Source organism: Sphingomonas phoenicis, assembly GCF_047238005.1.
Taxonomy (GTDB): Bacteria; Pseudomonadota; Alphaproteobacteria; order Sphingomonadales; family Sphingomonadaceae; genus Sphingomonas.
In genome coordinates, this window is the sequence record NZ_JBDFMC010000002.1 from 504,224 (window position 1) to 521,556 (window position 17,333).

A 17,333-nucleotide genomic window follows, 5' to 3' on the forward strand; every position below is an offset into this window, starting at 1 on the left:
AATCAGCGCCTGGCTCCGGTCCTCCGCTGACGCTCCGGCCTGGCGGTTCGCGCGCGGCGCTGCCGTCCCCTGCGGTCGCGCCATCGTCCGGAAAATGGTCCGGGCGACGCATCAGGAGACCAACCATGCCCGCAATCGGATACGTCACCCGCGACGGCCACGGCTACAAGGGCCAGCTCAAGACGCTGTCGATCCGCGCCGAGATCGAGATCGTCCCCGTCACCCGCAAGACCAGCGATCGCCAGCCCGACTATCGCGTCGTGTCGAGCGGCGTCGAGGTCGGCGCCGGGTGGAACCGGGTCGGCGAGACCTCCGGTCAGGACTATGTCTCGCTGAGCCTCGCTGCCCCGGAGTTCGGCCCGCGCCGGCTCTACGCGAACCTCGGCCGCGCCGCCGGCCAGGATGACGACGACGCGTTCGCGATCATCTGGAACCCCGCCGACTGACTGGGCGGACGGGCGGCGGCTCCCGCAGGGGCCGCCGCCAGCCTTCCGGCCGGGATGCGATCGCAGGCGGGACGGTCGCAATCACGCGGGCCGGATTCCGACCCTGCCGGGCGCGGCGCTGCGCGGCGATGACGGGCGGGCGGCGGCGCAATCGGGCGACGCCGTCATGCGGAACCGACCGATGGCCGACCCCACTAACGACACCGCCGCGCGCGCGCAGGCGGCGCGGCAGACCTGCCCTTATCTTACCGCCAAACAGGCCGCTTTCCACCTCGGCATTGCCTATAGCACGCTGCGCGCGCTCCGTGCCGCCGGGCGGGGTCCGCTGTGTCGACGCCATGGCCGGACCTGGCGCTACCATATCGACGACATCGAGGCGTGGTCGGCGGCCCGGGCGAGCGGCGGCGGCCATGATTGACCCGCGCCACCTGCCGCTGTTCGCCTGGGGCGACGCGCTGCGCGCCGGCCGCGCCCGGCGCGCGCGGCTGCGCCGTCGTACCGCGGTCGTCGCCGCCGGGATCGCGATGGTCGCCGCCACGATCGCGCTGCCGCCGACCCCGCGGCTGGTCTGGAACGCGAGCGCCAGTGCGCCGATCGGCCTCTATGCGGTGGCACCGGGCGTGCCGCTCGCGCGCGGCGACAGGGTCGTCGCCTGGGCGCCCGCCGGACCCCGCCGGCTCGCCGCGACCCGCCATTATCTGCCCGCCAACGTGCCGCTGGTGAAGCGCGTCGCGGCGGTGCCCGGCGACCGCGTCTGCGCGGTCGGCGCGACGATCACGATCGACGGACAGGTGCGCGCGATGCGGAAACGTCGCGACCGGGCGGGCCGGCCGATGCCGTGGTGGCACGGTTGCCTGGTCCTGCGCGACGGCGCGCTGCTTCTCCTCAACGACCCCGTCGACTCGTTCGACGGCCGCTATTTCGGTCCGACCGGCGAGCGCGACGTCGTCGGCAAGGCGACGCCATTATGGCTCGCGTGACGCGGCGAACGGCGGCTGTGGCGCTGGCGCTGAGCCAGCTCACGCCGGCTGCCGCGCATGCCGAGGGCGTGGCCGACTGGCGTCCGCTCACCGTCGCCGCCGCCGCGCGCTTCGCGATCCCCGCCGTCTGGATCGAGCGGGTGATGGCGGCCGAGAGCGGCGGTCGAACGCATTGGGGCGGTCAGCCCATCGTCTCGCGCGCCGGCGCGATGGGGCTGATGCAACTGATGCCGGGCACCTGGTCAGCGATGCGCGCGCGATGGGGGCTCGGTCGCGATCCGCACGATCCGCGCGACAATATCCTCGCCGGCGCCGCCTATCTCCGCCTGCTCTACGACCGGTTCGGCTACCCGGGCCTGTTCGCCGCCTATAATGCCGGGCCGGCGCGGTACGCGGCCTATCTCGCCGGTCGCGCGCTGCCGTATGAAACCCGGCGCTATCTCGTCGCGGTGGCGGGCGCGAACACTGGCGGGTTCCCGCGCGACAGCCTCGATCCAGCCGCACCCGCGACCGAGCGCGGCGCGCACTCGCTGTTCGCGATCCCCGCTGCAGGCGACGCCCAGTCGGGAGAATGGTCGACTGTCCGGGCGCGCGAACGCGCCGCCCCAGGCAATTTGTTCGTCGTCCGCAAGCCCCGCTGATCGGGTGATCTCCAGCATAGGATAGCGATGCGCGTCGGCGACCCGGTCCGACGACGGCGTGCTGCTCCGTCTCCCGCTCCGCCGCGTCGGCGAGGCGTGAACAGCGGCGATCGCAGCGTGCAGGCCGAGCGGCATCCTCCATCATGCTGAGGGGCCGCCGGCGGTTCTTGGCGTCAACCGGGGGGTGATGCGGCGGGCGGGGGAGGGCTCGTCTCGGGTCGTCCCAGCATGGCGGCTGGCGCGGTGGCTGTGCAAGGCCGGCGGCCCCTCCAATTTTGCCGGGCAAGCGAGCGCGCTTCGCGCGCGCGTTTGTTCGTTCACCCCCGACAAAATCGGCTCCTCCGCCGCCGCTTCGCGGTGCCTCCGCTGACGCTCCGGCAGCCCTGACAGCCACCACGCCAGCCGCCGGACGAGGGCTGTCCTCGATGGGAGGACGGCAAGCGGATGGAGGATATGATGAGCGGAATGCAGGCAGTCGCGGCGGCGTCGGATCGGGTGATGGCGGCGCTGATCGCGGGGCTCGAGCTGGAGTTCGGGCGCGGCGCCGGCGAGGGGCTGGCGCAGCGGTTTCTGGCGGCGGAGGAAGCGGACTTTCGCTGGGACGCGCGCACAGCGGAGCGCTGGCTGGGAAGCTACGAGGGCGGGCTGGACGACGAGGATCTGGTGCTCGATCGGGTGGCGATCTGCGGGTGTCTCGATGCCGCATGGTTCGCGGCGACGATGATCGTGGACGGCGACGGCGCGGCGCACGGGATGGAAGGCTGCCGGGTATTGGACGGCGAAGGATCGGCGCGGGCGGCGATGCTGGCGGCCAGGTGATGGCATGCAACCGGGGGTCGGGCGCGATGCGGACAGCATGGCGTCCGGCTCCCTTTGCGCTGCTCGACGGCGGGGCGCGGCGTCAGGTCCGGGTGGTGGAAATCAGGGCGAAACGCGGCATGGGAGCGGCAAGGTGGCGTAAGGCAAGGTGGCGTAAGGCAAGATAAAGACACGGCACCCCTGGTGCCGTAACCTGTTGTCTGCACATCCCTTTTTCGCCATCCCGCCGGCACTGTCGGGATCCCGCCCGGTGCCATCCTCGCGCCAAGCCACGCTTTTCCGCGGGATTCGCCGGCACCGGTTTTCACGGGGCGCGTCTGTCGCCATGATTGCCGCGCCACGCTTGCGGGAACCCACCTCATCATGGCCGACGATACCGAGTTCGAACCCCGGCTCGGCCGGCAGCGTGTCCAGGGCGGCAAGCCCGCGCGCCGCTATCTGAGCCGCGTGCTCGCGGCCGCCGCGCTGGCGCGAAGCGGTGCACCGGCAGGCGGCCGCAGCGCCGGCTTCTCCGGCAGCCGGATCGGTCGCGGTGCCGGCGTCGGCCGCGTGCTCGCCGCGCGGGGCCCGCACGCGGCGCTCCGCCAGCGCCGCGTGATCGTCAAGGCGAGCATCGTCAGGCTGGCCGGCAAGGGGGCGGATGCCGCCGCGGCGCACCTGCGGTATCTGCAGCGCGACGGCACGACGCGCGAGGGCGATCGCGGCGCGCTCTACGGCGCCGAGACGGACGGCGCCGACGGCGCCGCATTCCGGGCTCGCGGCACCGGTGACCGTCATCAGTTCCGCTTCATCGTCTCCCCCGAGGACGGCGCCGAGTATGACGACTTGAAGTCGCTGACCCGGCGGCTGATGACCCAGGTCGAGGACGACCTCGGCACCCGCCTCGACTGGGTCGCGATCGACCATTTCAACACCGGTCATCCGCACACCCACATCGTCGTGCGCGGCGTCGACGAGCGCGGCGCCGATCTCGTCATCGCACGCGAGTATCTGACCCAGGCCATTCGCGAACGCGCCGCCGAGCTCGTCGACCTCGATCTTGGCCCCAGGACGGCGCGCGCGATCGAGACGGCGCTGCGCGCCGAGGTCGAGCAGGATCGATTGACCTCGATCGATCGCGACCTGCTGCGCGGTGCCGAGGCCGACGGCATCGTCGAGGCGCGCGGCGCGACCGCGTTCGAACAGACGATCCGCGCAGGGCGCCTCGCCAAGCTCCAGCGGATGGGTCTCGCCGAGCGGGTCGGCAGCCATCGCTTCCGCCTCGCCGACAACCTCGCGGACACGCTGCGCCGCATGGGCGAACGCTGCGACATCGTCCGCACCCTCCAGCGCGCGCTCACCGACGCCGCGGTCGACCGCGCGGGCGTCGACCAGAATGTCTATGATCCATCGGCCGAGGGTGCCCGGCGGCTGGTCGGGCGCCTCGTCGCGCGCGGGCTCGCCGACGAACACGCCGACCGGCACTATCTCGTCGTCGACGCCGTGGACGGGCGCAGCCATTACGTCGCGATCGGCAGGGGGCTCAACCTGGAGAGCGTCCCGGCCGGCGCGATCGTCGCGATCGAGCCGGTCCGGGCCACCGTTCGCGCGGCCGACCGGACGATCGCCGAAGTCGCGGTCGCGAATGGCGGCGTCTACGACATCGACGCGCATCTGCGTCACGATCCGGGCGCCACCGAAGACTTCGCGCAGACCCATGTCCGCCGGCTCGAGGCGATGCGGCGGGGCGGGGGCGGGGTCGAACGCACGCCGTCGGGTCAATGGATGATCGCGGCGGATCATCTCGACCGGGTCGAGGCCTGGGAACGCACCCGGCTGGCCGATCGGCCGGTCGCGGTCGCGATCCTCTCGCGTGCGCCGCTCGATCGGCTCGTCGACGCGCACGCTGTGACCTGGCTCGACCGTGAGGCGGTATCGGCCGCGCCCGAGCCGCTCCGCGATGCCGGGTTCGGGCGCGACGTCAGGCTGGCGCAGGAGCGGCGCCGGCTATGGCTCGTCGAGCAGGATCTGGCCGAGGCGGCAGGCGATCAGCGTCGGTATCGACCGGGTGCGCTGGAAACCCTGCGACGTCGCGAATTGATGACAGCCGCCGACCGGCTCTCGTCGGAAATCGGGCTGCCGTTCGCCGATCCCGGCGACGATCCCCGGGTGTCGGGCATCTATCGGCGCTCGATCGACCTCGCGAGCGGCCGCTATGCCCTCATTGAGCGGAGGTGGGATTTTACCCTGGTGCCGTGGCGGCCGGTCCTCGAGCCGCATGCGGGCAAGGCGGTGTCCGGCATCGTGCGTGGCGATGGCATCAGCTGGACGATCGGACGCGGGCGAAGTGGTCCCTCGATCACCTAGCAAGGCCATCCATGCGTACGGACGACCGAAGGCGCTCGATCGGTATAACAGCCCCGTCGCTTCGGCTCGCCCGGGATTGCCTCACGCGCCGATCGCCGCCGCCCAATCCGCTTCGGCGTCATCGACGCCGTCGAACATGTCACCGTCCGCCATCGCTCCACGCAGATAGGCGCGCACCGTTTCGGGATCACCGGCCTTGGGAAAGCGCCGATCGCTCGCCGCGGCTGCGGCCAGCTGACCGACGAATCCGCCGCGATTTGTCTGCCGGGCGAGCCACGCGCCGAAAGCGGGGGCGGGGCTATCCTGCTGGTCGGTCATATCTTCAACCTCGTGCCTCGACTCGGGCATCCTCCTATTGCCATATGTTCTCTTTTCGTTCTAGCTGGGATGGACGCCGTCGAGACACTGATTCGACGCTACCGGAGCCAACGAATGCCAGCCATTTTGCACGTGCGCGCGCTAGCGCGCGTCATGCCATGACCCTCGCTGAGCAGGCCGTACGACGCATCGCGTTGGCGCTGGCGATCGGCGCTCGGCCGCAGCGCTGGATCGTGACCCGCGAGGCGGAAGATGCGCTGCTGGCCGATGCGTTGCCGGATGCCTGGAGTGCGGACCATGCATTGTTGCACGGCCTGCCCGTCGAGCGGGGCCGGCCGCGCTCGGAGTGGGGGCTCGACCTGGTGCTCGCGCCGAGCGCGGCTTGATGTGCGGATGTCGCGGCGCGCGCTGGTCGATCGCGCGCTAGCCGTGCTGGAGGAGGCGCAGGGTCAGACCGCGATCGCGCCGGTCAAGCCGGGGCCGGGGCTCAGGCTCGCGGTCGCCTTCCTCTACGCGGTCAGCGACGATCGCGCGTTTCCGGGCCAGACACCCCGCGAGGCGTTCGAAGCTTTTCTGATGGCCGTCGGCGACGATCGCACCACCGACATGCCCGAGAAGGACGGGCGCGGCCGAGCGGCGACCGGCCTGGCCCTCCTCAATCACATTCGGCGCCGCGTCGGCCATGGGTGACGATCGCACCCATGTCGGTCAGAAGCTCGGCTGCCTGGAACATTGCGCGCTTCACCGCCGGACGATCACGCTCAGCTGTCCGGGATGCCAGCACGTCCGCCGCTACGACGCGGTGGCTTTGTGGTGGATGTTCGAGCGCCGCGGCTGGAACGATCGGCTGCCTGGCGCCTATCGCCGCCTCTATTGCAACGCGTGCCTCGTCACCGCCGGCCGGAAGATCCAGCCCATCGCCGAGATAACCCGCGACCGCCCCGACCCGGAGCAGCCGCCCTATCCCGATGACCGCACTTGGAAGCTGCTCGTTTCGCGCTATCGTTCATGAAGGAGACGACGATGTACCACGTCTATGACGGGCCCCGTGGCTATCGCGATCTGGATGGTGCCGCGTTCGAGGCGTGGCAAGCCGAACAGCGCGCCGAGCAGAAGGCGTTCTGGGATCGATTGGTGTGGCGTCCGATCACCGAGTACGATCGCGACGCCGGCCGAGCCGAGTTGCTCAGGGACGGCCCCAACTGGGCAATCGGGTTCTGGGGGCCGGGCTCGCGCGATTGGTGCGCGGACGACGATGACCTCCGCCCGTCCTGGCGCAATGCCCAGGAGAGCATGATGGCGCATCCGCTGTGCTTCGAGCCGCGGGAGTTTGCGATGATCGAGGACGAGCGCCGCCGCGTCGATTTCATGGCGGATCTGTAGCGATGTGCAACCTCTATAGCCTGAAGGTTGCCCGCTGGGAGTTGATCACCCGTTACGGGGCTGATGACGCTGTCCGTCGCGACGTCGACGAGCAGGAGATGGAGAAGGACTATGTCTCGCCCGGCCGGGAGGGCTGGGTGGTGACGCGCGACGCTGCCGGTCGACACGTCGAGAAGATGAACTGGGGATTCCCGCCGCCGGCCGGAGCGCGCCAGCCGGTCGTCAACGTCCGCAACTATGGCTCGCCGTTCTGGCGATCGGCATTAGCGAACCCGGAGCGTCGCTGTCTCGTGCCCTTCCAGCGGTTTCAGGAGTGGAGCGTCGAGCCTGATCCAGCGACGGGCAAGAAGCGGCCGCATTGGTTCAGCCTGCCATCACGGCCGATAGGCACATTCGCCGGCGTCTGGCGCCCGACGGCTGACGGCCCGCGCTATGCATTTCTGACCTGTGGCTATGACGGCGATCCGGCGGCGCATGTCGTTGGCGCCGTCCATCCGAAGGCCATCCCCGTGATCCTCCATGATGAGGATCACGAGCGGTGGCTGTCGGCGCCGATCGAGGACGCGCTGTCACTCGCCTGCGCGCACCCGTCGCAGTTGATCGCCGTCGACTGAAACGACACGGCACGCGGAACCCGACTCGGGAGCAGTGACTCTGCTCATCAATGGAACGCGCGCGCCCATGGCTATACCGAGGCCTGACGAGATAGCCGACCTGCCCGCCGAGGTTATCGCCGTTGTCGCCGGCGGCAGGAAGATGACTTGGCGGCGGCGCATCGGCGCCGTGGAGCGCCTGCCGACCTGGAAGCACGTAAAGCATAATTGGTGCGTCACGCCCATCGGCACGGTGGAGGAGAAGGATCTGGTCGAGCGGGCCGTCGAGATCGTGCGGAGCGAGCACCCTTACATCGCCTAGACAGGACGAACGACGCTGGTCGATACGGGCGGCAGCTAAAGGCGCAGCAGCCACCACAGGATCAGGCCGCCGACGCCGACCCGCAATGCGGCGTCGAGCATTCTGAGTGCGCGTACGCGATCAGGCACGTCAGTGTTGCGACGCGGCTCACCCGAGAAGGGCAACAGCAGCCGCCCGAGGTTGGGGCGGCCGGGTGGACGGCCGCCGCCAGTCATCTCGCCCCCGGCGTACCGCATTTGGCGAACTTACCGTCCTTGCGACAGACCTTCGCCTTTGTCTTGGTAGGTTCCGGGCACTTCACGAATTTGCCTTTCGCGTCTTTGCAGGGCGCAGCGTAAGCAGGCGTGGCGACGACGCCCAGCGTGGCAACGGCAAGCAGCAGGTGCTTCATGCTCTTTTCCTCGCGGCCATGATGGCCGGTGACAAGACTAGCGCAAGGACCAAGCGCTGCAAGATCGGCTGGCTGATGTCGCTGCCCGCCAGCAGCGCCTCATACCGCCTGGCGATGGCCACGAAGCGCTCGATGCCCACCATTTTACTGGCCGCGGCGCGGGCACCGATCCGCACGGCGATCCTCCACGGAAGATTAATCTGTGGATCGGGCTATAGAAGAGATAAGGCGACCGCTTCACAGTCACTCGAAATCAGCAGGATAGTTTTTACCGGAACGCGCTGTGATAGTCTTCCGTTGCGACGGCGAGTCGCAACAGGAGGAACAGTGATGCAGGAGCACGTCTTTCAGCCACTTGAAGCCCCTATTGCAGGCGACGAATTTGCCCTGGTATCAGGGTCTCGGGTTGAGCGAACTGCTGGCAGAAAGGCGCCATTTGTCGTGCCCGCGGGGGTAACGACCATATGGCTCTATGGTGCGGGCGCGGGATCAGGTGGTTTCGCAGGGGGAAACTCGCCAGGTTCGCAACGACCAGGAGGCGGCGGGATTGGAGGCGCCGGGTGCGCTGCCTATTATTGGAATCCGAACTTCTCGGGATTGCGCTCCGACATTGCTGTTAATCCAGGCGATATCTTCGAAATCGAGATAGGAGCAGGCGGCGATTCAGGGCAGGCGGGTACGCTTACGACTGTCACACAAACCATTCCTGGATCTTCAGCGCCTCAGAAGAAGTTCGCGTTTGGCGACAATGGTCGTTTTGTCACTATTGGCGGCGTAGGAAGCGGGGCTGGCAGAGATCGGTCGGGGGATGGCAGGTCGCTTAATGGTGTTCCTGGCGGTCGAGGCCTCATCGCTTTCCGAGGAAATCAGGATAATCATTGGGGCGGCAATGGCGGCGGAGGTGGTGCCGGGGTCGACGGTGCGGGTGGAAACGGCGGGGCCGGCGGATGTGGTGGCGGTTCGGAAATCGGAATGGGCGGAACCGGCTCCGCTGTTTTCAAGGCGGCGCATCAGGGCAAGCCAGGGCGTCCGGGGGCTGGATGCGGCGCAGGCGGCGGTGGCGGCGGCGGCGGTGGTGATACGGATAAGGACGGCAACACCGGATTAGGCGCTATGGGCGGAAAAGGCGGCGACGGTTTCCTCGAGATATTGTGGTAAGCTCCTGTAGCGCTACAATGCGCAAGCCATGCTGGAGGTTCTTGTGGGACAGTATGGTAGGCTGCCCCAACAAGGAATGGAGCTGAATTACGCAACCAGCGTCAGAACTTGCCCGCAGCGATCAGCTCTTGACGGACACTCCGAGCTTGCGGCGCCTGGGTTTGGCTGGCGCTGCCGACTGCTCGGTTGGTTCGGTCTTTTTACGACCGAGGCCGATCTTCTTCGCCATCGCGCGGCGCGCCTCGCTGTAGGTAGGAGCGACCATTGGATAATCGGCCTTTAGTTTGTAGCGGGCACGATAGTCGTCGGGGGTAAGGCCGTTCGTCGAAAGATGACGGCGCAGCGTGCGATAGGGTTTGCCGTCGATCATGGAGATGATCTGGTCGGGCGAGGCGAGCGATTTACGGACGGTAACGGCCGGCACATGCTCGTCGACGGTATGTTGCCGGGCGTCGGCCTCAATCGAACGGGCGCCGCTGTCGAGCTGCACGATTGCGGCATGGATCGCGGCCAGTAACGACGGCACGGCATCGACCTCGACACGGGTATTAGGATTAGCCAGCCACGCGGCGGTCAGTTCGGTCGCCAGCTCGACCGGGTTTGTCGGATCGTTCATCTGCTCGGTTGCCCCTTGCACTTGTCGCCTTGCTTTCGATCAGCGGCCCGCACCGATGTAGGCAGGCCACAGCGACAATCTCAACACCCCCTTTGGCACGGACAAGCTGATGCTCGGCGGGATCAATCCAGATCCAAGAGTCCGCCCTCACCACGGTCGGCTCCACCGTAAGCTAAAAGCGATCGCATTGCCGAACAGGTTGAAAAGCATTTGTCCGATCCGGACGTGGTCGCCGGCGGTGGAGGCCTCAATGACGATGTCCGACCGGGTCGCTCGATCGGGCGTGATCGAAACGATCTCAGCCACGACCTGCTCCAGCTCCGGCGCGCGCGAGGCGAGCGCGTTTTTCGCCAGACCAATGTCACCAACCAGCTGCCCGCCCGCCAATGGCCTGCTGCATCGACTTAGATGCTACGCATGAGAATCGACAGCTTGCTGGCATGGACAGTGACTGCCTGACGCTTCATGCTGGCCGGAAATCGCATTTACCCTCGGTCCCACGACAGGGTAGAGTCCAGCCTGGCAGGTGCGATTCGGTTCAGCCTGTTTACGGTCCTGCCCGGCGCGGGCCCGGAAATTGCGAAGGCGCATCTATCTTCGGCTGCAGTAGATGGGAAAATCAGGCATAGGCTCGGCGCGGGGACAATTTAGGGCAGCCATGGCACGTAGCGATCTTCTCGTCAGTCTCGTGCGCGCCAGTGCGGCTGGCGATCGGGATACCGTGCGCTCGGCGACCGAAGCGCTTGTCGCCGACGAGCTGGCCAAAAAGCACTATATCGTCGCCGATCGTCTGCAGCGTGCCCTGTCGGCGGTGCCGGTGACTCCGCCTGCGCTCACCTCGACGTCTCAGCAGCCTAATCCTACCAGCGGCCGTGAGGCGATCCTGGAGGTAAGCGCACGCCTGCAGCTCGACGAACTGCTGCTGCCGCTGCCGGCCCAGCAGAGCGGTCGCCAAATCATCGAAGAGCACCGGCGTGCGGATGTGCTGCGGGCGAGCGGGTATGAGCCACGCCACCGCGTACTGCTGTCAGGGCCGCCGGGGAACGGCAAGACCTCCTTTGCGGAAGCGCTCGCCGAAGGCCTTGGCCTGCCCTTTTTTGTGGTGCGCTACGACGCGCTTATCGGCAGCTATCTCGGCGAGACCAATGCACGCCTGCGCAAGCTGTTCGACTACGTGCGGACAACGCCGAGCGTTCTGTTTTTCGACGAGTTCGATGCTATCGGCAAGGAACGCGGCGATACGCATGAGACTGGCGAGATCAAGCGCGTCGTGTCTTTCCTGCTGATGCAGCTCGACCAGCTGCCGAGCTACGTCGTCGTGGTCGCTGCGACTAATCATGGGGAACTGCTTGATCGCGCGGTTTGGCGGCGTTTCCAGATGCGTTTGGCGATCCCCGCGCCGCACCGGCGGGACGTTACGGTGTTTCTCGATCGAGTATTGTCCGATTGGCCAGACACGCCGAGGATGGGTGCGGGCAGAATTGCTGGAAAGTTGGGTGAGGCCAGCTATGCTGAGGTACTCGACTTCTGCCAAAGCGTGCGACGGCGCCAGATATTGGGCTTGGGGGAGATATCTGTAGATGAGGCTTTGCGCGCAGAACTCGAACTTTGGACGGCGCGGGTAACGCCCGAAGCACTCCATGCCCAGCGATCCAACGAAACCGCTTCTGAGGCTGACGCCGCAAGCTGAGCAACCGCGACAGCGCGGGCGTCCTGCTTATGTTCCGGCGCCAGATAGTTTTTCGAGGGCGCGACAGACCGGCACCTTTGGGCCGCAATTCGCGCGTCTGGCCGATGTGCTTGCGCGCGGCGCGAATGCCCTTGAGCTTCGCGCCGATCCGACAGGTCTCGCGCCCGAGCGCCTGCTGGTGTTCGAGGTCCGCGGATCGATCAACGCTTTTGCGACTGCCGTACGCAACGTTGCTGGCCTCGAGCTGATCGACGAAGAGGAGCTCGAAGGCGATGACGGCGACAAGCATCCGTTCGCCTATCTACTCGTCCCGGACATGATTGCGCTTCGTAACCTGGAGTCCCTCTGGCGCCGGTGGCAGACAGGCCGGCTGCTACGAGGCGAAACACCTTGGGCCGCCGTATTCGATTTGCTGCGCGATCTACGGCCATGGGGTCCGTCCGATCGCGTTAATGCCAGCGATGCGTCGTACCTCGAAGCCGCGCTCGAAGGTCTTGATGACGCAGATCTCGTCCGACTGGAAATGGAACTCGTATTTCGGGAGCGCGAGGCGGTCGCGGCCGAACAGCAAGCCAATGTCCGCGCCGCGATAATCGGCCACGGTGGAGCGGTGATCTCGCAGGCTCGGCTGGCGGACATCGGTTACCACGCTCTTCTTGTCGATCTTCCGGCCGCAGCGGTAAGGGCAATTGTCGCCAAGCGTGTCGATGGCATCGCCGGTCTTGAGTCGGTGCTGCACATCCGTCCGCAAAGCGCGCCCACCGAGATCGAGATCGCGGATGCTGGAGAGGCTCCAGCTGCTGCATTAGACGAACGCACCCTTGGCGAGCCAATTCTCGCGTTGTTGGACGGCGTGCCCGTTGCCGCACATCGGCTGCTTGCCCGCCACATCGACCTTGACGACTCGTTCGACCTTGAGCCTGGTGCGCTTGTCGCGAGCCGATCACATGGCACTGCCATGGCATCGTTGATCATCCATGGTGATCGGAACGAACCAGGCGAAGCGCTACCCCGCCAGATCCACATGATGCCGGTCATGGGCGACAATGACGAATTCCCGGCTGACCGGTTGATCGTCGACCTCATCTACCTCGCAATCATGCGGTTGCGCGAGAACCGGCCCAATGTCCTGATCGTCAATCTCTCGCTGGGAAACCGGGTCCGGCCGTTTCACGGCCAGCTCTCCCCATGGGCGCGTCTGCTCGATCGACTAGCGGCCCGTTTCGGGATTTTGTTCATCGTCAGTGCCGGTAACACGACGAGCGATATCCCCGTTCCTGCCTATCCGACCGGCTTGGCCTATGAGCACGCCAACGGCGGCCACCGCGCGACCTCAATGATCAGTGCCCTGCAGGCTGTAATAGGCGACCGGCGCATGTTCTCGCCAGCCGAAACCGTCAACGGTGTGACGGTCGGGGCATGGAACAAGGATGCTGTGCCCGATGCCGATCGAGCGTTGGCGCGCGTCCTGATCGATCCTTTCCCCGCGCATGATACCGCCAATCCGTCGAGCGCGCTCGGGCCAGGCTTCGCTCGTTCTGTAAAGCCCGACATACTGCTCCCGGGCGGGCGCGAACACATGCAGGTTGTGCGCAACCACACCCATATCGAGGTGCGGCCAGGCCGGGCTTCGCGCGGCGCCGGTCTCAAGGTCGCTGCGCCCCCAGCGGGGGCTCGCGAGAATCAGGATGGCTACACCAACGGAACGAGCGCGGCGGCCGCTCTCGCATCCCGGACCTGTCACCGGATCCATGATGCATTGGAACTTGCCTATGGCGACGCTTTCCTCGCCACCCCGGCGCTGCAACGCGCCGTACTATTGAAGGCGTTGCTCGTCCATCCGGCGCGGTGGCCGCGCGATATAGCCGATCTCATCAAAGCGACCGTTGGGCCTTGGGGACGCGGTCAGGCAAGCAAACAAAAAGACAATATTCGTCGCTTCATCGGCTTCGGCTGTGTGGATGCAGACGAGGCAGTCGCATGTGCTGCGGACCGGGCCACCTTCTTCGCAACGGGCACGCTTCCACCCGATCGTAATTTGACCGTCGCCGTGCCCGTCCCATTGACAATGGGGGGCAAGGCCCGCCCGCACAGTCTGTCGGTCACACTCGCCTGGTTCACACCGATAGCACCGGGCCGGAAAAGTTATCGGACGTGTCGGCTCAAAGTTCTCAAGCCTTCCGCAATCGGCGAATTGGGCGTGGCCGGCCATAGCTGGCAGCCGGATGAAAACCAAACCAATCGCGGCACTATTTTCTCGCGATGCTGGGAAGGAGCTGATGCCCCGATCGTGACGGCTGAGATGACCGTGCCACTCATTGTGCAACGCAATCCCGACCAGGGTGCGGCTGTCGATGATCCTGTCACCTTCGGAATGGCGGTCACGCTGGCAATGCCAGGCGAAGTAGGTCTATACGATGAGGTGTTCGCGCGCGTCCGACCGCCAATTCGGGCCGGCGTCAGGTGACGGATTGACTGCATCCCCGGCATCTGATGTCACTAAGCCTCCGACAATCGTGACTCGCAGGCAGAACGAACCAGTTCCTGCAGAAGTCCGACATGTTCCGCGATCCAGCCAAGTTCTTCGGCACTGATCTCATAGTGAGGTGAGTAGCGGGCGTTGACATACGCCTGCCGTAGGAGCTCGAAACAGCGGCGCGGGAAGCGATGCTTGCGCGGCCAGACCGTGGCGAGTTCGGGTACCAACTGCTCGGCCTGACTGCGCAGGAAGTTCAGGCGGTGAGATTTCGGGCTGTAAAGCGTCAGGACCAAGAGGACGCAATGATATAGCCGTTCAACAGACTGGTGGTAGGCAAACGCTGCTTCATTGCGATCGCCTACCGCAGAGGCTCCGTCGCCCATTCGCTTAAACGCCTGTGCGCTGGGAAGCCATTTTGCGAAATGCGTTCTTGCTTCCGCACGTGCCTCATCTGCTGGTAATTCACGCGGACTGGCGAAGCAGAAGCCCTCCGCTTCATAGAGCGCGATGCCCTGCCGCACGATGTCGATGAAGAAGGGACGGCCGCGTTCGAGCTGCGCGTTCAGGTCGCTCAGGCTGTGGACGATGAAGCTGACCGGCGCGGACAAGGTCTTGGTGATCGTCGTCTCGCGCATGAGGCGGTCGTCGGCGGCCGACCACAGCTCGAAGTCGACCAGCCGCTCGTCATTGACGACGACGAGGATGTCATAGTCGGACGTATAGCCGCCAATCGGGTCGTCGACCCAATCGCCGCGCGCATAGCTGCCATACAGCACCAGCTTGAGGATGCGGCCCTGCTTCTTCCACTTGGTCGTCGTGGCGGCGGTCGCCGCCTCGAACTCTTCGAACAGCACCCGCACGACATGCGCCAGCTCGCGTTGTTTCGTGACCGGCAAATGATCGAGCGTGTCGCGCATCCTGTGACCCTAGCGGCTGAATGGGCTGGGCAACAAGCCGCTGACCGCTTGACGGGTGCCTGAAGAGCGGGCGCGCCGCTCCGACGGTCGAAGCCGGCACTATCCGGCGCTTCAACACCCATCAGCACCATTCGATTTAGCGACGCCATACGCGAGTCTTGCCGCGCCGGGTCGACCGACGTGCCCGGCGGAGCATTCGCCACCATGACGCCCACCAAACTCCTGATTGGCCAGATACTGGTCGTGTTCGCCATCGTGCTACTCGGGGTTTGGGCGGCCACCCAATGGGCGGCGTCGATGCTGGCCTACCAGCCCCAACTGGGGCAGCCCTGGGCGGTCGCTGCCGGGGTGCCTGTCTATCGGCCATGGGCACTGTTCGCCTGGTGGTATCATTTCGGCGCCTATGCCGAACCCGTGTTCGACAAGGCCGGGGCACTCGCCGGTGCGAGCGGATTTATCGGCTGCGGCGCGGCGATCGCGGGCTCGCTCTGGCGTGCGCGCCAGGCGAGCAACGTCACGACTTACGGTTCGGCGCGCTGGGCGACGGCTCGGGAAATCGACGCTGCGGGGCTCCACGCAGATGCCGGCGTGATGCTCGGCCGGCTCGGCGACCAGTATCTCCGCCACGCCGGCCCCGAGCACATCATGGCGTTTGCGCCGACCCGATCGGGCAAGGGCGTTGGTCTCGTCGTGCCGACCTTGCTGTCGTGGACCGGTTCGACCGTCGTCCATGATATCAAGGGCGAGAACTGGACGCTGACCGCCGGCTGGCGCTCGCGCTTCTCGCACTGCCTGCTCTTCAATCCGACCGATCCGCGATCCGCACGCTACAATCCGCTGCTGGAGGTTCGCCGCGGCGCCGATGAAGTGCGCGACGTCCAGAACATTGCCGATATTCTGGTCGATCCCGAAGGAGCGCTCGAACGCCGCAGCCATTGGGAGAAGACCAGCCATTCGCTGCTGGTCGGCGCCATCCTCCACATCCTCTATGCCGAGGAGGAGAAGACGCTGGCGCGGGTCGCCACCTTCCTCTCCGACCCGCAGCGCAGCTTCGTCGCGACGCTCGGGCGGATGATGTCGACCAACCATCTGGGCGATGCGGCGAACCCAAAGGTCCATCCCGTCGTTGCATCTGCGGCGCGCGAGCTGCTCAACAAGAGTGAGAACGAGCGATCCGGCGTGCTCTCGACCGCGATGTCGTTCCTCGGGCTCTATCGCGATCCCACGGTCGCCGAGGTCACCTCGCGTTGCGACTGGCGCATCGCCGATCTCGTCGATGGCGAGCGGCCCGTCTCGCTCTTTCTCGTCATTCCGCCGTCGGACATCAGCCGTACCAAGCCACTTATCCGTCTCGTCCTCAACCAGATCGGCCGGCGCCTGACCGAGCGGCTCGACGCGCCCGGCGTCGCGACCCGGCGGCACCAGCTGCTGATGATGCTCGACGAGTTCCCAGCGCTGGGGCGGCTCGACTTCTTCGAGACCAGCCTCGCCTTCATGGCCGGCTATGGCATACGCGCCTTTCTCATCGCGCAAAGCCTCAATCAGATCGAGAAGGCTTACGGCGATCACAACTCGATCCTCGACAACTGCCATGTCCGCGTCGCCTTTGCGACCAACGACGAGCGTACCGCCAAGCGGATTTCCGATGCGCTGGGCACCGCGACCGAACAGCGCGCCATGCGCAACTATGCCGGTCATCGCCTCGCGCCATGGCTCGCCCACGTCATGGTCAGCCGGCAGGAGACCGCGCGTGCACTGCTGACACCAGGCGAAGTGATGCAGCTGCCGCCGACCGACGAAATCGTTCTCATCTCCGGGCTGGCGCCGATCCGGGCGAGCAAGCTGCGCTACTTCCAGGATCGCAACTTCACCGCGCGGGCGCTGCCAGCCCCCACGCTCGGTGAGGGGCGCTACGGCGATCGACCGGCTCCGCGAAGCAACGACTGGGGCCGGTTCGCCCGTCTGCCCGATACCCGCCTCGCAAGGTCGGGCGCCGACGCCGAATACGGCGAAGACGGCGGCAGGGAACACGCGCGTCATCCCGGTATGGCCGAAGAGGTGCCCGCCGCGCGCACCGATCAAGAGCTGCCGGCCGAGATCGGCAGTCCCGACGACGACGGCGACGTGCTCGCCGATCGCCGTGCGATGGATCAGGCGCGCGGCCTCACCGCCATCGCCCGCGGCTACGCGCTCGACGAGAGCAGCGGGCGCGACCTGCTGTCTGGAAACTGAGC

Annotated in this window: 23 protein-coding genes; 16 read left to right on the top strand and 7 right to left on the bottom strand. The window is 66.5% G+C overall.

What is annotated here, in order from left to right; all coding sequences use genetic code 11:
• The first annotated feature begins 125 nt into the window (after positions 1 to 125).
• The 6 genes from ABC319_RS03335 (at position 126) to rlxS (ending at position 5,232) form a co-directional block, all read left to right on the top strand.
• Positions 126 to 446 (top strand): DUF736 domain-containing protein, encoded by a 321-nt coding sequence (locus tag ABC319_RS03335; protein ID WP_413068872.1) that lies wholly within the window; start codon positions 126 to 128, stop codon positions 444 to 446.
• Positions 447 to 627: 181 nt separating this feature from the next.
• On the top strand, positions 628 to 864 hold the full coding sequence (locus ABC319_RS03340) for a helix-turn-helix transcriptional regulator (protein WP_413068873.1): 237 nt from the start codon (positions 628 to 630) through the stop codon (positions 862 to 864).
• Positions 857 to 1,426, top strand: a complete 570-nt coding sequence (locus tag ABC319_RS03345) for a S26 family signal peptidase (protein ID WP_413068874.1) — start codon at positions 857 to 859, stop codon at positions 1,424 to 1,426. Before ABC319_RS03340 ends, ABC319_RS03345 begins: the two co-directional genes overlap by 8 nt.
• On the top strand, positions 1,414 to 2,067 hold the full coding sequence (locus ABC319_RS03350; protein ID WP_413068875.1) for a lytic transglycosylase domain-containing protein: 654 nt from the start codon (positions 1,414 to 1,416) through the stop codon (positions 2,065 to 2,067). Before ABC319_RS03345 ends, ABC319_RS03350 begins: the two co-directional genes overlap by 13 nt.
• A 456-nt stretch (positions 2,068 to 2,523) precedes the next feature.
• The gene (locus ABC319_RS03355) at positions 2,524 to 2,886 is read left to right on the top strand and encodes a hypothetical protein (RefSeq protein WP_413068876.1); all 363 of its coding nucleotides are present in this window, start codon (positions 2,524 to 2,526) and stop codon (positions 2,884 to 2,886) included.
• Between the two features lie 363 nt (positions 2,887 to 3,249).
• The gene (gene rlxS / locus ABC319_RS03360) at positions 3,250 to 5,232 is read left to right on the top strand and encodes a relaxase/mobilization nuclease RlxS (protein WP_413068877.1); all 1,983 of its coding nucleotides are present in this window, start codon (positions 3,250 to 3,252) and stop codon (positions 5,230 to 5,232) included.
• Between the two features lie 81 nt (positions 5,233 to 5,313).
• Here the strand turns inward: rlxS and ABC319_RS03365 are convergent, their stop codons facing one another.
• Positions 5,314 to 5,550: a hypothetical protein gene (locus ABC319_RS03365; protein ID WP_413068878.1), complete on the bottom strand. Its 237-nt coding sequence runs from the start codon at positions 5,548 to 5,550 to the stop codon at positions 5,314 to 5,316.
• Between the two features lie 158 nt (positions 5,551 to 5,708).
• Here ABC319_RS03365 and ABC319_RS03370 point away from each other — a divergent pair, with 158 nt between their 5' ends.
• From ABC319_RS03370 to ABC319_RS03395, 6 genes are all read left to right on the top strand, one after another.
• Complete coding sequence (locus tag ABC319_RS03370; RefSeq protein WP_413068879.1) at positions 5,709 to 5,936, top strand: hypothetical protein; 228 nt, start codon at positions 5,709 to 5,711, stop codon at positions 5,934 to 5,936.
• Between the two features lie 7 nt (positions 5,937 to 5,943).
• Positions 5,944 to 6,240: a hypothetical protein gene (locus ABC319_RS03375; RefSeq protein WP_413068880.1), complete on the top strand. Its 297-nt coding sequence runs from the start codon at positions 5,944 to 5,946 to the stop codon at positions 6,238 to 6,240.
• Positions 6,233 to 6,562 carry a hypothetical protein gene (locus ABC319_RS03380; RefSeq protein ID WP_413068881.1) on the top strand — a complete coding sequence of 110 codons (330 nt, stop codon included), beginning with the start codon at positions 6,233 to 6,235 and terminating at the stop codon, positions 6,560 to 6,562. The genes ABC319_RS03375 and ABC319_RS03380 overlap by 8 nt, the downstream gene beginning before the upstream one ends.
• 11 nt (positions 6,563 to 6,573) lie before the next feature.
• Positions 6,574 to 6,933, top strand: coding sequence for a hypothetical protein (locus tag ABC319_RS03385; protein ID WP_413068882.1), 360 nt, complete (start codon positions 6,574 to 6,576; stop codon positions 6,931 to 6,933).
• Positions 6,934 to 6,935: 2 nt separating this feature from the next.
• Complete coding sequence (locus tag ABC319_RS03390) at positions 6,936 to 7,547, top strand: SOS response-associated peptidase family protein (protein WP_413068883.1); 612 nt, start codon at positions 6,936 to 6,938, stop codon at positions 7,545 to 7,547.
• Positions 7,548 to 7,614: 67 nt separating this feature from the next.
• Positions 7,615 to 7,848, top strand: coding sequence for a hypothetical protein (locus ABC319_RS03395; protein WP_413068884.1), 234 nt, complete (start codon positions 7,615 to 7,617; stop codon positions 7,846 to 7,848).
• Between the two features lie 35 nt (positions 7,849 to 7,883).
• Here the strand turns inward: ABC319_RS03395 and ABC319_RS03400 are convergent, their stop codons facing one another.
• Genes ABC319_RS03400 through ABC319_RS03410 form a run of 3 tightly spaced genes read right to left on the bottom strand, consistent with a single transcriptional unit; the run spans position 7,884 to position 8,415 of the window.
• The gene (locus ABC319_RS03400) at positions 7,884 to 8,084 is read right to left on the bottom strand and encodes a hypothetical protein (protein WP_413068885.1); all 201 of its coding nucleotides are present in this window, start codon (positions 8,082 to 8,084) and stop codon (positions 7,884 to 7,886) included.
• Entirely contained in the window at positions 8,060 to 8,239 is a 180-nt protein-coding gene (locus ABC319_RS03405; protein WP_413068886.1) for a hypothetical protein, read from the bottom strand. The genes ABC319_RS03400 and ABC319_RS03405 overlap by 25 nt, the downstream gene beginning before the upstream one ends.
• Positions 8,236 to 8,415, bottom strand: coding sequence for a hypothetical protein (locus ABC319_RS03410; RefSeq protein ID WP_413068887.1), 180 nt, complete (start codon positions 8,413 to 8,415; stop codon positions 8,236 to 8,238). The genes ABC319_RS03405 and ABC319_RS03410 overlap by 4 nt, the downstream gene beginning before the upstream one ends.
• Before the next feature lie 647 nt (positions 8,416 to 9,062).
• Here ABC319_RS03410 and ABC319_RS03415 point away from each other — a divergent pair.
• On the top strand, positions 9,063 to 9,347 hold the full coding sequence (locus ABC319_RS03415; RefSeq protein WP_413068888.1) for a hypothetical protein: 285 nt from the start codon (positions 9,063 to 9,065) through the stop codon (positions 9,345 to 9,347).
• A gap of 171 nt (positions 9,348 to 9,518) precedes the next feature.
• Here ABC319_RS03415 and ABC319_RS03420 read toward each other — a convergent pair whose 3' ends face one another.
• Both ABC319_RS03420 and ABC319_RS03425 read right to left on the bottom strand, forming a co-directional pair.
• Positions 9,519 to 10,013: a Ros/MucR family transcriptional regulator gene (locus tag ABC319_RS03420; protein ID WP_413068889.1), complete on the bottom strand. Its 495-nt coding sequence runs from the start codon at positions 10,011 to 10,013 to the stop codon at positions 9,519 to 9,521.
• 147 nt (positions 10,014 to 10,160) lie between these two features.
• Positions 10,161 to 10,400, bottom strand: coding sequence for a histidine kinase (locus ABC319_RS03425; RefSeq protein ID WP_413068890.1), 240 nt, complete (start codon positions 10,398 to 10,400; stop codon positions 10,161 to 10,163).
• A 271-nt stretch (positions 10,401 to 10,671) separates the two neighbouring features.
• Here ABC319_RS03425 and ABC319_RS03430 point away from each other — a divergent pair, with 271 nt between their 5' ends.
• Together ABC319_RS03430 and ABC319_RS03435 are read left to right on the top strand one after the other, a co-directional pair.
• Positions 10,672 to 11,703, top strand: a complete 1,032-nt coding sequence (locus ABC319_RS03430; RefSeq protein ID WP_413068891.1) for an AAA family ATPase — start codon at positions 10,672 to 10,674, stop codon at positions 11,701 to 11,703.
• Positions 11,654 to 14,170 (top strand): S8 family peptidase, encoded by a 2,517-nt coding sequence (locus ABC319_RS03435; protein WP_413068892.1) that lies wholly within the window; start codon positions 11,654 to 11,656, stop codon positions 14,168 to 14,170. Before ABC319_RS03430 ends, ABC319_RS03435 begins: the two co-directional genes overlap by 50 nt.
• Positions 14,171 to 14,202: 32 nt before the next feature.
• Here ABC319_RS03435 and ABC319_RS03440 read toward each other — a convergent pair whose 3' ends face one another.
• On the bottom strand, positions 14,203 to 15,099 hold the full coding sequence (locus tag ABC319_RS03440) for a HEPN domain-containing protein (RefSeq protein WP_413068893.1): 897 nt from the start codon (positions 15,097 to 15,099) through the stop codon (positions 14,203 to 14,205).
• Positions 15,100 to 15,303: 204 nt separating this feature from the next.
• On the opposite strand from ABC319_RS03440, the gene ABC319_RS03445 reads away from it, so the two are divergent.
• Complete coding sequence (locus tag ABC319_RS03445) at positions 15,304 to 17,331, top strand: conjugal transfer protein TraG (protein ID WP_413068894.1); 2,028 nt, start codon at positions 15,304 to 15,306, stop codon at positions 17,329 to 17,331.
• Positions 17,332 to 17,333 lie beyond the last annotated feature (2 nt).

Coding starts and splice junctions, on each gene's coding strand:
- ABC319_RS03380 (WP_413068881.1), top strand. CDS start 6,233: ATGGGTGACGATCGCACCCATGTCGGTCAGAAGCTCGGCTGCCTGGAA.
- ABC319_RS03440 (WP_413068893.1), bottom strand. CDS start 15,099: ATGCGCGACACGCTCGATCATTTGCCGGTCACGAAACAACGCGAGCTG.
- ABC319_RS03350 (WP_413068875.1), top strand. CDS start 1,414: ATGGCTCGCGTGACGCGGCGAACGGCGGCTGTGGCGCTGGCGCTGAGC.
- ABC319_RS03355 (WP_413068876.1), top strand. CDS start 2,524: ATGAGCGGAATGCAGGCAGTCGCGGCGGCGTCGGATCGGGTGATGGCG.
- ABC319_RS03400 (WP_413068885.1), bottom strand. CDS start 8,084: ATGCGGTACGCCGGGGGCGAGATGACTGGCGGCGGCCGTCCACCCGGC.
- rlxS (WP_413068877.1), top strand. CDS start 3,250: ATGGCCGACGATACCGAGTTCGAACCCCGGCTCGGCCGGCAGCGTGTC.
- ABC319_RS03415 (WP_413068888.1), top strand. CDS start 9,063: ATGGTGTTCCTGGCGGTCGAGGCCTCATCGCTTTCCGAGGAAATCAGG.
- ABC319_RS03430 (WP_413068891.1), top strand. CDS start 10,672: ATGGCACGTAGCGATCTTCTCGTCAGTCTCGTGCGCGCCAGTGCGGCT.
- ABC319_RS03390 (WP_413068883.1), top strand. CDS start 6,936: ATGTGCAACCTCTATAGCCTGAAGGTTGCCCGCTGGGAGTTGATCACC.
- ABC319_RS03385 (WP_413068882.1), top strand. CDS start 6,574: ATGTACCACGTCTATGACGGGCCCCGTGGCTATCGCGATCTGGATGGT.
- ABC319_RS03365 (WP_413068878.1), bottom strand. CDS start 5,550: ATGACCGACCAGCAGGATAGCCCCGCCCCCGCTTTCGGCGCGTGGCTC.
- ABC319_RS03445 (WP_413068894.1), top strand. CDS start 15,304: ATGACGCCCACCAAACTCCTGATTGGCCAGATACTGGTCGTGTTCGCC.
- ABC319_RS03435 (WP_413068892.1), top strand. CDS start 11,654: ATGCCCAGCGATCCAACGAAACCGCTTCTGAGGCTGACGCCGCAAGCT.
- ABC319_RS03370 (WP_413068879.1), top strand. CDS start 5,709: ATGACCCTCGCTGAGCAGGCCGTACGACGCATCGCGTTGGCGCTGGCG.
- ABC319_RS03345 (WP_413068874.1), top strand. CDS start 857: ATGATTGACCCGCGCCACCTGCCGCTGTTCGCCTGGGGCGACGCGCTG.
- ABC319_RS03420 (WP_413068889.1), bottom strand. CDS start 10,013: ATGAACGATCCGACAAACCCGGTCGAGCTGGCGACCGAACTGACCGCC.
- ABC319_RS03375 (WP_413068880.1), top strand. CDS start 5,944: ATGTCGCGGCGCGCGCTGGTCGATCGCGCGCTAGCCGTGCTGGAGGAG.
- ABC319_RS03340 (WP_413068873.1), top strand. CDS start 628: ATGGCCGACCCCACTAACGACACCGCCGCGCGCGCGCAGGCGGCGCGG.
- ABC319_RS03395 (WP_413068884.1), top strand. CDS start 7,615: ATGGCTATACCGAGGCCTGACGAGATAGCCGACCTGCCCGCCGAGGTT.
- ABC319_RS03335 (WP_413068872.1), top strand. CDS start 126: ATGCCCGCAATCGGATACGTCACCCGCGACGGCCACGGCTACAAGGGC.
- ABC319_RS03405 (WP_413068886.1), bottom strand. CDS start 8,239: ATGAAGCACCTGCTGCTTGCCGTTGCCACGCTGGGCGTCGTCGCCACG.